Here is an 11,241-nt window from a genome sequence, read left to right as displayed (position 1 = left end):
AATTAAGAACCGTTAAATCGTAGAAAGAGAAAAAGGGTGATTGACAAAAAAACTTGACATGGTACTATAAACATAATGGGAAAGGTGCGCTCAGATAGACTCAAATCAAATCGGCCAAAAACACAAAGTTTCCCGAACTTAACAGCAAAATTAAATTACATCTATATTATTTCAGCGATCGCTATCCTGATACCTTCTACTAAAACGTCGGGAAGAAAAAATCAGCAACAAAGATTTTTTTCATCCTCTAAATAAGGAGAAGCTTCAGACCTAAATTTTCCCAAAAAATCATCATGGAAAGGCGAGTATCTGAAAGTCTTAAATCAGAACTCCAAACAGAACCACCATAAATAGTAGAAGTTAACCGCCGTTAAATCCTAGAAATTGAAAAAAGGTAGTTTACTTTAAAAACTTGACATGGTACTATAAACATAATGGGAAAGGTGCGCTCAGATAGACTCAAATCAAATCGGCCAAAAAAGCAAAATTTCCCGAACTGCCACAGCAAAATTAAATTAGATAACCGATTATTTCAGCGATCGCTATCCTGATACCTTCTACTAAAACGTCGGGAAGAAAAAATCAGCCACAAAGATTTTTTTCATTCTCTAAAAAGGAGAAACTTGAGACCTAATTTTTCCGAAAAATCTTCATGGAAAGTCTAGTTTATGAAAGTATTAAATCAGAACTCCAAACAGAACCGCCATAAATAGTAGAAGTTAACCGCCGTTAAATCCTAGTAAAGAGAAAAAGGTAGTTTACTTTAAAAACTTGACATGATACTATAAACATAATGGGAAAGGTGCGCTCAGATAGACTCAAATCAAATCGGCCAAAAACACAAAATTTCCCCAACTTAACAGCAAAATTAAATTACATAACTGAGAAAACTTTTGAAACAACACCAGAACTTGTACGAATAATTCTGATAATAGATAACTGAAAAAATCATGCAGCTAGGAAAAATCCTCAGACAACGCTACAAAATTATTGACTCCCTCGGAAGTGGAGGTTTCGGGGATACTTACTTAGCTGAAGATTTAGATTTACCAGTTAAACCTAAACCGAAATGTGTCGTTAAACATCTATCACCTAAAAGTTCAGAACCAGGAGTTTTAACTATTGCCCAAAAATTGTTTGAGAGAGAAGCAGAGACTTTGTACAAATTAGGGCAAGACTCAAACCAAATACCAAAATTATTTGCTCATTTTCAGGAAGGAACAGAATTTTACTTAGTACAAGAATATATAGAAGGGCAAGATATTAGTCGGGAACTTACGGCGGGGAAAAAATTAAGCGAGTCTTACACCATTGCCTTACTCAAAGGAATATTAGAAGCATTAACCATAGCTCATCAAAATAATATTATTCACCGAGACATCAAACCAGAAAATTTGATGCGTCGGAAGTCCGATAACAAAATAGTATTGATAGACTTTGGTGCAGTAAAAGAGATAAGTGTATTAACCACAGCTAACCAACCAGGTGCAACGACTTTAACCGTAGCAGTCGGAACACCTGGATATATGCCAAGCGAACAAAGTAACGGACAACCAAAACTAAGCAGTGATATATATGCTGTAGGAATGGTAGGCATAAAATCACTCACAGGAAAAGATCCCCACAATTTACCAAAAGACTCCAAAACAGGAAATATTATCTGGCGCAACGAAGCAAAAGTAAGTAACCGTCTGGCAAATATATTAGATAGGATGGTGCATGAATATTTTCCACTGCGTTATGAAAATGCTACGGCAGTCTTAGAAGCGTTAGGTTTGACAACTGCACCACCGACACCACAACCAACACCAGCGCCAAAAGTTAGTCAAACAAACACAAAGACAGTAATAGCAAAACCCCAACCCCAATCCCAACTTCAACCTAATAAAACTAGAAGACAAATATTGACATTAGGAGGTTTAGCAGGAGGTGGGTTTGTGGCAGCTATGTTAACTAAAGATTTGTGGAGTGGAACGCCTCCAGAAAATATTTCCACTTCTAATTCTCAAGCAACTCCCGAAGCAACTCCAGAAATTATTTCTCCTCCCGAACCAACTCCAGCACCTCCCCCTCCACCACGATCTGAATTTCCCATTCAGACATTTACTACTGTCACGGTTGATAGGAGAGGAGAAAGAATAAGTAGTCGTCAAGGTAAAGCAGAAGTAATGACAGAAAATTTCAATGGAGTCTCTCTAGAAATGGTAAAAATTTCGGCAGGTAGATTTCTCATGGGTTCTCCAGAGACGGAAGTAGGAAGAAGAGATACTGAAAGTCCGCAACATTATGTAGATGTGCCAGAATTTTTCATGGGAAAATATCCAGTCACTCAAGCACAGTGGGAAGCAGTTATGGGAAATAATCCTTCTCACTTTAAAGGTGCAAACCGCCCTGTAGAAAACGTAAGTTGGAGAGACGCGACAGAATTTTGTCAGAAACTCTCACAAATAACAGGTAAAAAATATAGTTTACCGAGTGAGAGTCAGTGGGAATATGCTTGTCGAGCTAGAACTTCCACACCATTTTATTTTGGCGAAACTATAACGTCTGAGTTAGCTAACTATGATGGTACGTCTACTTATGCTGATGAACCAAAAGGAAAATATCAAGGAGAAACAACAGATGTGGGAATTTTTCCTCCTAATAGTTTTGGTTTGTACGATATGCACGGGAATGTGTTGGAATGGTGTCAGGATGTTTGGCATAGTAACTATAATGGAGCGCCTACAGATGGAAGTGCTTGGGAAACTGGAGGTGATAGTAATAGAAGACTGCTCCGTGGCGGTTGCTGGAACAACTATTCTAGGTATTGCCGTTGCGCCGGGCGTGACTACATCTTTGTGGGCTACCTCGGTGTGGGTTTTCGTGTCGTCTCGTCTGGTGTGGTCGTTTCTGTCTTTCGTTCCTAGGATTCTTCCCCTTTGTTCTTTTCCTCTTTTCCCCTTAATCCGTGTATCCGTGCCATAATCCGTGTGAGCGGAAGTCAGGGCAAGACAAGGATTTTGCCACGGATGCACGGATGATCAAATCTGCATTTTGTGGAGCTACCAAAAAAATCGGCGACGATAGGATTTTCTAGTTGCATCGGTCAAAAATTTATGGTACACTTTATTTAGTGGGGGTCGCTCGTACCTACGCATGATTTTTTATTCAACCCTAAAGCAGACAGGGATTAGGCCACGGATACACGGATGATGATTGAGCATTAAGAAGCGATCGCTCAGGAAAAAACTTATATTGTGATGCACCGAAAAAAAAGTCAGTGGCAGGAAGATTTTACTCAGACATGACAAGACAAAATCTTTGCCACAGATGCACAGATGATCAAATCTGCATTTTGTGAAGCTCCAAAAAAAAGTGAAAGAATTTGCTCTTGCATCAGGCAAAAAATCATGGTACGATTTATTTAGTGGGGGTTGTTCGTACCTAAGTATGACTTTTTATTCAACGCCAAGGCAGACAGGGATTAGGCCACGGATACACGGATGATGATTGAGCATTAAGAAGCGATCGCTCAGGAAAAAAACTCATATTGTGATGCACCGAAAAAAAATCAGTGGCAGGAAGATTTTACTCAGACATGGCAAGACAAAGATTTTGCCACAGATGCACAGATGATCAAATCTGCATTTTGTGAAGCTCCAAAAAAAGTGAAAGAATATCCTCTTGCATCAGCCAAAAAATCATGGTAAGATTTAACCTGTGGGGGTCGTTCGTACCTACACATGATTTTTTATTCAACGCCAAGGCAGACAGGGATTAGGCCACAGATGCACGGATGATGATATGACTATTAAGAAGCGATCGCTCAAATTAAAAATATTATTATAACCAGAAAATAATGACAGAAACAACAGCAAATTATCAAAATAATTGGGTCTAAAACCCCGCCTTTTAAGGCAAAATATTTTTGGAGAGTTGCTCAAATCCCCGTTACAAAAATAACTTCTGACTTCTGACTTCTGACTTCTGACTTCCTTAAGACGAACCGTGGAAAGCAGCAATTGGAGAATATTTCCCATCTTTTCTTAACTTTTTCTACCCCAAAATTCATAACTATATTAACTGGAAAAAAACACCCATTTCTCTCGATAAAGAATTAGAACAAATTACCGCCTCAGCCACAACAGAAAAACGTTATGCTGATAAATTATTTAAAGTGTGGTTATTAGATGAACGAGAAATCTGGATATTAATACATATAGAAATTCAAAGTCAGTATGACCGAGAATTTGAAAGACGAATGTTTATCTATAATTATCGAGCATTCGACCTGTATAACAAACCAGTAATTAGTCTAGCAATCTTAGGAGATGAAATCCCATCTTGGCGACCAAATTTCTATGAATATGGATTAGAAGAAAGTCAAATGAGATTAGACTTTGCTATCGTCAAACTATTAGATTATCAATGGGAGGAATTATCAGCTAGCAAAAATCCCTTTGCTATTATAGTAATGGCACATCTGAAAACCAAAAGTACCACCAGCAAATTAACAGAAAGAGAACAATGGAAATGGGAATTAGTGAGAAGTTTGTATGAAAAAGGATTAAGTAAATTTGACATTATTAATTTGTTTAAATTCATCGACAAAATGATGAAATTGCCAGCAGAATTACAATCAAGTTTTCAAACAAAAATCAATCAATATGAGGAGGAACAAAAAATGGAATTTCTAAGCACTATGGAAGAATTAGCGGTTGAAAGAGGCAAACAAATAGGCCAACAACTAGCAGAACAAAAATCTATTGTTAATTTGCTCAAAAAACGTTTTGGTGAGCTACCAGAAAATATCATAGAAACCATTAATAAAATTGACGATATACCTCTTTTAGAAAGGCTACTCCTAGAAACAATCAGTGTTAATTCCATTGTGGAATTTGAGGAGTTAATTAAAGATAACTCTCATCCCGAAAATTAGTGATCATTAAACCAGGAATTACAACAAAATTTTTCAACCAAAATCAATCAATATGAATAGGAAAAAAAAATGGAATTTCTAAGCACTATGGAAGAACTTGCTATTGAAAGAGGAGAAAAAAGAGGAGCTAAAGAAGCTCATATACAAGATATAATTGATTTACTGCAAAAACGGTTTAATTCAGTGCCAGAAACTCTAATAATAGCCCTGAATAATATTGAAGATTTAGCACAATTAAAACAACTACTCCTAGAAACAATTAGTGTTAATTCTGTTGTAGAGTTTGAGGAATTAATTAAAGATAGCTCTCATCAAGAAAATTAGTTACAGGACTTACGCCAAATATGGAATTACACACCATCTGTAGGGGCGAATGCCATTCGCTAGATATGGGCAAATGCCATTTGCCCCTACGAGATATGGCGGTTTTGCGTAAGTCCTGAGTTAGATAACATAGATAATTTTTCGCTGTACAATGAATACTTAAGTGAAAATATTTAATTCATGTAATGTTTTGACTAGGGGTTAAAACCTATCGCGTCCTTTCCATCTAGTCCCTAAAACTAAATGGCTTCCTACTTACTAAATTTTTATGATGAATGAATGGCCGAATTTATTACAGCAGTTACTTGATGCCCAATCTTTATCTTCCTCTCAAGCTTCAAACTTAATGCAAGGATGGCTACAAGAAGAAATTCCACCCGTTCTATCAGGAGCAATTTTAGCCGCCTTACAAACTAAAGGTGTATCTGCCGAGGAATTAGCTGGTATGGCAAAAGTATTACAATCTTTATCCCTAACAAAAGAATACGATAATAATATTCCCATCGCCAACTTCCAATACCCAGTCATTGATACCTGCGGAACAGGTGGAGATGGAGCCTCAACATTCAATATTTCCACTGCTGTTGCTTTTGTTGTGGCTGCTGCGGGAGTACCAGTAGCTAAACATGGCAACCGTTCCGCTTCTAGTAAAGTCGGTTCTGCTGATGTATTGGAAGGATTAGGAATAAATTTGAACGCCCCCACTGAAAAAGTCATATCTGCTTTGTCTGAAGTAGGAGTTACTTTTCTATTTGCACCAGGTTGGCATCCAGCAATGAAATCTGTAGTTCCTCTACGTCGTACCTTAAAAGTCAGAACTGTGTTTAATCTTTTAGGTCCCTTAGTCAACCCTTTGCGTCCCCAAGGTCAAATTATTGGCGTATACAATTCTACTTTAGTCAAAACTGTAGCTGAAGCTTTAGGAATATTAGGAGTAAAATCAGCGATCGCTCTCCACGGTAGAGAAAAACTTGATGAAGCAGGTTTAGGCGACATTACAGATATAGCTATTTTATCCAATGGTGAGGTAAAAATGACTTCAGTCAATCCCCAAGATTTGGGTTTAAATCCTGCACCAATAAGTGCTTTACAAGGTGGAGAGGTAGAAAAAAATGCGGAAATTTTGCAGAATGTTCTCCAGGGTAAGGGAACCTCTGCACAAACAGATGTAGTTGCTTTGAATAGTTCTCTAGCACTACAGGTAGCAGGTGTTGTGCCATTGGAAGCTCATGGAGAAGGTATTGCCAAAGCTAAAGATATTCTCCAGAGTGGGGCAGCTTGGTTAAAGTTGGAACAGTTAGTTCAGTTCTTATGAGTCTGCAAAAACTTCTTTAGCTGAAATAGTGACAAAATATAGTATATTTTTGTTAGCATTCAGCTATGAGTTGAAATGGCCAACTTTCAACAATTAATAATGAATAATGAATAATTAATAATTACCTCTCCTTGAAAAGAAGAGGATTGACTAATTATGAAAATTTTTTATTTATTATCCCCTTAAAAGGGGAGGCTTTAAACCAAAATTTTTCGGTAAAAAAGTCAAATCAATTCAAAATTCAAAATTATTCATTCAAAATTATAACCTCTGCCTGTTTGCGTAGCATTCCGCAGGAAAGTAAGAGGCTTGAAATAAGGAAAATATTTTTGATTTTTTCGCTCTCTGAAGAACGAGGCTTGAATCCTTAATTAAACAATTATTGAAATTCAAGTAAATAAACAAATTTTTGAACTTTGAATGCGTGAATTTTGAATTGAAAAATTCGCTCTCTGAAGAACGAGGCTTGAATCCTTAATTAAACAATTATTGAAATTCAAGTAAATCAGCAAATTTTTGAACTTTGAATGCGTGAATTTTGAATTGAAAAATTCGCTCTCTGAAGAACGAGGCTTGAATCCTTAATTAAACAATTATTGAAATTCAAGTAAATCAGCAAATTTTTGAACTTTGAATGCGTGAATTTTGAATTGAAAAAGTTGAATAGTTACAGCAGTTTTGGAGTTAATAAGGTATATCCGGTAGTAGAGAATAAAAAGACTTTCTGTGTGAGATTAGCTTTGAAATCATAGTTTTATAGCAGTCGAAGCAAAGGTTAAGACAGTTATAAATCCTGAACCCTTTGATAGTTTGCTGTTCCCTGTTCCCTGTTCCATGTTCCCTAGCGCTACGCGCTATATCAAAGAAAAGGATTTGACAAAAAATGTTATTCAAAAATTCTCGTAAAGTTGCTTTTAGCTCTTATAAAATTCCCTTACTTGTAATTTTAATTGTGCCTTTTATCCTACAAATTTTTCTTGTAGTAGGATTAATTGGCTGGTTATCTTGGCGCAATGGCAAACAATCAGTTGAAGAGCTAGCTAACCGACTAAACCAAGAAATTAGTAGAAGAATAGTTGACCGTTTAAAAACTTATTTAACTAGACCTCATCAAATTAATAAAATTAATGCCGATACAATTAACCAACAATATCTAGACTTAAAAAATGTTGGTGCTTGGCAGAATTATTTTTGGCAACAAATTCAACAATTTGAAACAGTAAGTTATATTTATTTTGGTAACAATGAAAGACAATTTGTTGGGGCAGCAAGAGATTTAGTAGATGGTAAATTTCAAGTTGCATTTGGTGGCAAATCAACTAACTATAAAATGAGAGAATATAGTGCTAACTATCAAGGAGAACCCCAAGGGTTAATCTATGAAGTTATAGATTATAACCCTCCCCAAAATCTCTGGTACAAAACTGCTGTAAAAGCTGGTAAAACAAGTTGGACTCCAATTTATGGATGGCAAAATCAGGGTGGTATTAGTATTGATGCAGTTAAGCCAGTTTATACTAATCGAGAAATAGTCGGTGTTTTGGGAGTTTCTCTGACTCTCTCTCATATTAGTAAGTATTTACAGAATTTGAATATCAGCCAATCTGGACAGAGTTTTATCATAGAAAGAAATGGCGAGGTTGTTGCCACTTCAATTAAGGAAAATTTAGTGGTAGTAGATGACTTAAACAAAGGGGGAACCCCGCTCCAAAAAGAAATGTCAACTCAGCAAAACGAGCGAACATTAAGCAGACTCCCGGCAACAAATAGTCAAAATGTTTTAACTAGCGCTACAGCTAACTATTTAGTAGAACATTTTGGTAGCTTTAAAAATATTCCAGATCGCGAAATACAGCAAGTATTTACAGTTGCTAAGGACTGGCAAGGGAAAGATCGATATGGAAGAAATCAATTTCTTTATGTCACTCCCTTTACTGATGAGTATGGTATTGACTGGTTAATTGTAGTAGTGGTGCCAGAAATAGATTTTATGGAAAAAATTAATGCCAGCACCCGCACTACTATTTGGCTATGTTTGATAAGTTTGGCGATCGCTACTATGTTCGGTATTCTTACTGCTCGTTGGATTTCTCGGCCTCTATTTTATCTCTCTCAAGCCAGCCAAGAATTAGCTAGTGGGGAACTAACGCACCTAGTGAAAGGAAAAGGTATCAAAGAATTGGAAGTAGTAGCAAAATCTTTCAATCAAATGAGTCAGAAGTTAAAGGAGTCTTACGATCGACTAGCAGATTATTCTAAATCTCTAGAAGAAAAAGTTAAATGTAGAACCCAAGAATTAGAAAAAGCAAAAGAAAAAGCAGAAGTCGCCAATAATGCTAAAAGTGAATTTCTTGCTAATATGAGTCACGAACTTCGCACCCCACTCAATGGTATCCTTGGCTATGCTCAAATCTTGCAACTTTCCCCAACATTGACAAAAAACGAGCAAGAGCAAATTGAGATCATTTACCGTTGCGGTTCCCATTTGCTAATGTTAATTAATGACATACTCGACTTGTCAAAAATTGAAGCCAGACGCATGGAACTGTATCCGACAGAATTTCATTTTCCTGCTTTATTGCAAAGTGTGGTAGAAATATGCCGTATTAGAGCAGAACTGAAAAATATTGGTTTTGTTTATCAAGCTGAAACTGAACTACCAATAGGAGTTCATGCTGATGAGAAGAGAATGCGACAAGTTCTGATTAACTTGCTGGGTAATGCTATCAAATTTACCGAAGAGGGAACTGTGACTTTGATTGTTTATGACACTCGAAGAAAACACAGACACAAAGAACTCAAGAACTCGCCTACAGATTCACACTACATCCGATTTGAAATTCGGGATACGGGAGTGGGAATGACACAAGAACAAGTCAAAAAACTTTTCCAGCCTTTTGAGCAAGTAGGGGAAGGAAAACAACAAGTAGAAGGAACGGGGTTAGGGTTAGCGATCAGTCAAAAAATCGTGCAACTTATGGGCAGTCAAATTCAAGTTGAAAGTCAAAAAGGAATTGGCAGTGTATTTTGGTTTGAATTAGATTTACCCGTGGCTAATGAATGGGCGATCGCTCATTCATCTGACTCCAGCAAACAAATTATCGGTATCAAAGGTGCTGCACCTAAAATTGTAGTCGTTGATGATAGATGGGAAAATCGTTCTGTGATTATTAATCTGCTCAAACCAATAGGTTTTCAGGTGATCCAAGCTGCTGATGGTGAAGAAGGTTGGCAAAAAATCTGCTCGTGTCATCCAGATTTAATAATTACAGACTTAATTATGCCAGTGCTAGATGGGTTCGAGATGATGCAAAGAATCAGAGCATCCCCAGAGACAAAGGCGATTCCGATTATTGCTTCTTCTGCGAGTGTATTTGCAACCGATCAATATGAGAGTATGACTGCAGGAGCTGATGATTTTCTACCTAAACCTGTAGAAACTAAAGAATTATTCAAAGCGATCGAAAAATATTTGCATCTAGAGTGGGTTTATCGGGAAACAAATAAATCTACTACAGAAACAGAAACTAATCTTACAGAATTTATTGTACCTCCTAAAAAAGAATTAGATATTATATATGACCTCGCTTCAAAAGGTAATATTAAAGGTATTATTAGGCAACTTAAGTCTTTAGAAAAAGAGGATCAAAAATATGTGTTATTCGTGGAAAAAATTAGTCAACTAGCACATGATTTTAATGATCGAGAAATTATTCAATTTATTTCTAAATATCGGTGTTAATGAATCGATTTATGAACTATTGATAATATTAGAATCTGGTTCAACAATGAATAATGAATAATGAATAATGAATAATTACCTCTCCTTGAAAAGAAGAGGATTGACTAATCATGAAAATTTTTATTTATTATCCCCTATCCAAGGGGAGGCTTTAAACCAAAATTTTTCGGTAATTAGTTATCGTATCGCTTAGGAGTCAGGAGTCAGGACTCAGGAGTCAGGAGAAAAAAAGGATTAATGAGCATGAATTGAAAAATTCATATTGATGATTAACATCTGTAAGTTGAGGAAGTAATTTTGCGATTATTGTATAACCGGATTTGATATTATACTAATTTAATAAATATTAGCTACAAATAGCTGGGATATTTCTTAGAATTCATAATTCAGGAGTCAGAATGAATAGATTTAATACCAGTTTTTAGGTCGTAAATTCTCTTTTTTGTTAAAGGGACATTTCCTAAAAAATCTTTTTATTGCACTTATTATTCGTAACATTCTTTTTTAAAAATGGTATTATATCATGTTCGGTTGTAAGGAGGAAAGAAGGCAGAAGGAAAAGAAAGGTTCAAAGGGAAAAGATTTTTTTATAACTGATTATCCGAATATGATATTACTATTCCCTCTTCCCTAGCGCGTAGCGCTATAATAATTTGCGTAAATTATGGAAAAAAAATTCCTTTGAGCAAAATCCTCTTCTGATCAAGAAGAGGTAATAATTAATTATTAATTATTAATTGGTTTTATTCCTCCAAATAAAGCAATTTCAAATACCTTTAGAAAACAATCAACATCAATAAAACCTATCTCTCGTAACCAGTCACATTGAGTTTCTACAGGAGTAATATCATGTTCGGATAATCAGTTATAAATAAAATTTTAGCTCTGAGAGTAGGGAAAAGATATTATACTTCTACTTTTCTCCTGACTCCTTTCTCC

At 36.1% G+C, this 11,241-nt stretch carries 9 protein-coding genes; 7 read left to right on the top strand and 2 right to left on the bottom strand.

Annotated elements, in window-relative coordinates; genetic code table 11:
• Positions 1-75: 75 nt before the first annotated feature.
• The 3 genes from F6K40_RS25015 to F6K40_RS25005 all read left to right on the top strand — a co-directional run bounded on the left by F6K40_RS25015 (position 76) and on the right by F6K40_RS25005 (position 2,909).
• Positions 76-255, top strand: a complete 180-nt coding sequence (locus tag F6K40_RS25015) for a hypothetical protein (protein WP_293139808.1) — start codon at positions 76-78, stop codon at positions 253-255.
• Positions 256-793: 538 nt separating this feature from the next.
• Complete coding sequence (locus F6K40_RS25010; RefSeq protein WP_293139807.1) at positions 794-943, top strand: hypothetical protein; 150 nt, start codon at positions 794-796, stop codon at positions 941-943.
• A 7-nt stretch (positions 944-950) separates the two neighbouring features.
• On the top strand, positions 951-2,909 hold the full coding sequence (locus F6K40_RS25005; RefSeq protein ID WP_293139806.1) for a bifunctional serine/threonine-protein kinase/formylglycine-generating enzyme family protein: 1,959 nt from the start codon (positions 951-953) through the stop codon (positions 2,907-2,909).
• A gap of 665 nt (positions 2,910-3,574) precedes the next feature.
• Here the strand turns inward: F6K40_RS25005 and F6K40_RS25000 are convergent.
• Positions 3,575-3,727, bottom strand: coding sequence for a hypothetical protein (locus F6K40_RS25000; RefSeq protein WP_293139805.1), 153 nt, complete (start codon positions 3,725-3,727; stop codon positions 3,575-3,577).
• Positions 3,728-3,737: 10 nt separating this feature from the next.
• On the bottom strand, positions 3,738-4,022 hold the full coding sequence (locus tag F6K40_RS24995; RefSeq protein WP_293139804.1) for a hypothetical protein: 285 nt from the start codon (positions 4,020-4,022) through the stop codon (positions 3,738-3,740).
• Between the two features lie 137 nt (positions 4,023-4,159).
• Here F6K40_RS24995 and F6K40_RS24990 point away from each other — a divergent pair, with 137 nt between their 5' ends.
• The 4 genes from F6K40_RS24990 (at position 4,160) to F6K40_RS24975 (ending at position 10,302) form a co-directional block, all read left to right on the top strand.
• Positions 4,160-4,921, top strand: a complete 762-nt coding sequence (locus tag F6K40_RS24990) for an RpnC/YadD family protein (RefSeq protein WP_293139803.1) — start codon at positions 4,160-4,162, stop codon at positions 4,919-4,921.
• Positions 4,922-4,990: 69 nt separating this feature from the next.
• Complete coding sequence (locus F6K40_RS24985; RefSeq protein WP_293139802.1) at positions 4,991-5,245, top strand: hypothetical protein; 255 nt, start codon at positions 4,991-4,993, stop codon at positions 5,243-5,245.
• Positions 5,246-5,513: 268 nt separating this feature from the next.
• Positions 5,514-6,560 carry an anthranilate phosphoribosyltransferase gene (gene trpD, locus F6K40_RS24980; protein WP_293139801.1) on the top strand — a complete coding sequence of 349 codons (1,047 nt, stop codon included), beginning with the start codon at positions 5,514-5,516 and terminating at the stop codon, positions 6,558-6,560.
• A gap of 883 nt (positions 6,561-7,443) precedes the next feature.
• Complete coding sequence (locus tag F6K40_RS24975; RefSeq protein ID WP_293139800.1) at positions 7,444-10,302, top strand: hybrid sensor histidine kinase/response regulator; 2,859 nt, start codon at positions 7,444-7,446, stop codon at positions 10,300-10,302.
• The last annotated feature ends 939 nt before the right edge of the window (positions 10,303-11,241 follow it).

It is taken from the genome of Okeania sp. SIO3I5 (genome assembly GCF_010672085.1).
In the GTDB taxonomy this organism is placed as follows: domain Bacteria; phylum Cyanobacteriota; class Cyanobacteriia; order Cyanobacteriales; family Microcoleaceae; genus Trichodesmium.
This window is presented reverse-complemented; position numbering and strand designations above follow the sequence as displayed.

Excerpts from the sequence above, each read along its gene's own strand:
- F6K40_RS24985 (WP_293139802.1), top strand. The coding sequence starts at position 4,991 with ATGGAATTTCTAAGCACTATGGAAGAACTTGCTATTGAAAGAGGAGAA.
- trpD (WP_293139801.1), top strand. The coding sequence starts at position 5,514 with ATGATGAATGAATGGCCGAATTTATTACAGCAGTTACTTGATGCCCAA.
- F6K40_RS25015 (WP_293139808.1), top strand. The coding sequence starts at position 76 with ATGGGAAAGGTGCGCTCAGATAGACTCAAATCAAATCGGCCAAAAACA.
- F6K40_RS25000 (WP_293139805.1), bottom strand. The coding sequence starts at position 3,727 with ATGTGTAGGTACGAACGACCCCCACAGGTTAAATCTTACCATGATTTT.
- F6K40_RS24995 (WP_293139804.1), bottom strand. The coding sequence starts at position 4,022 with ATGGGAAATATTCTCCAATTGCTGCTTTCCACGGTTCGTCTTAAGGAA.
- F6K40_RS25010 (WP_293139807.1), top strand. The coding sequence starts at position 794 with ATGGGAAAGGTGCGCTCAGATAGACTCAAATCAAATCGGCCAAAAACA.
- F6K40_RS25005 (WP_293139806.1), top strand. The coding sequence starts at position 951 with ATGCAGCTAGGAAAAATCCTCAGACAACGCTACAAAATTATTGACTCC.
- F6K40_RS24975 (WP_293139800.1), top strand. The coding sequence starts at position 7,444 with ATGTTATTCAAAAATTCTCGTAAAGTTGCTTTTAGCTCTTATAAAATT.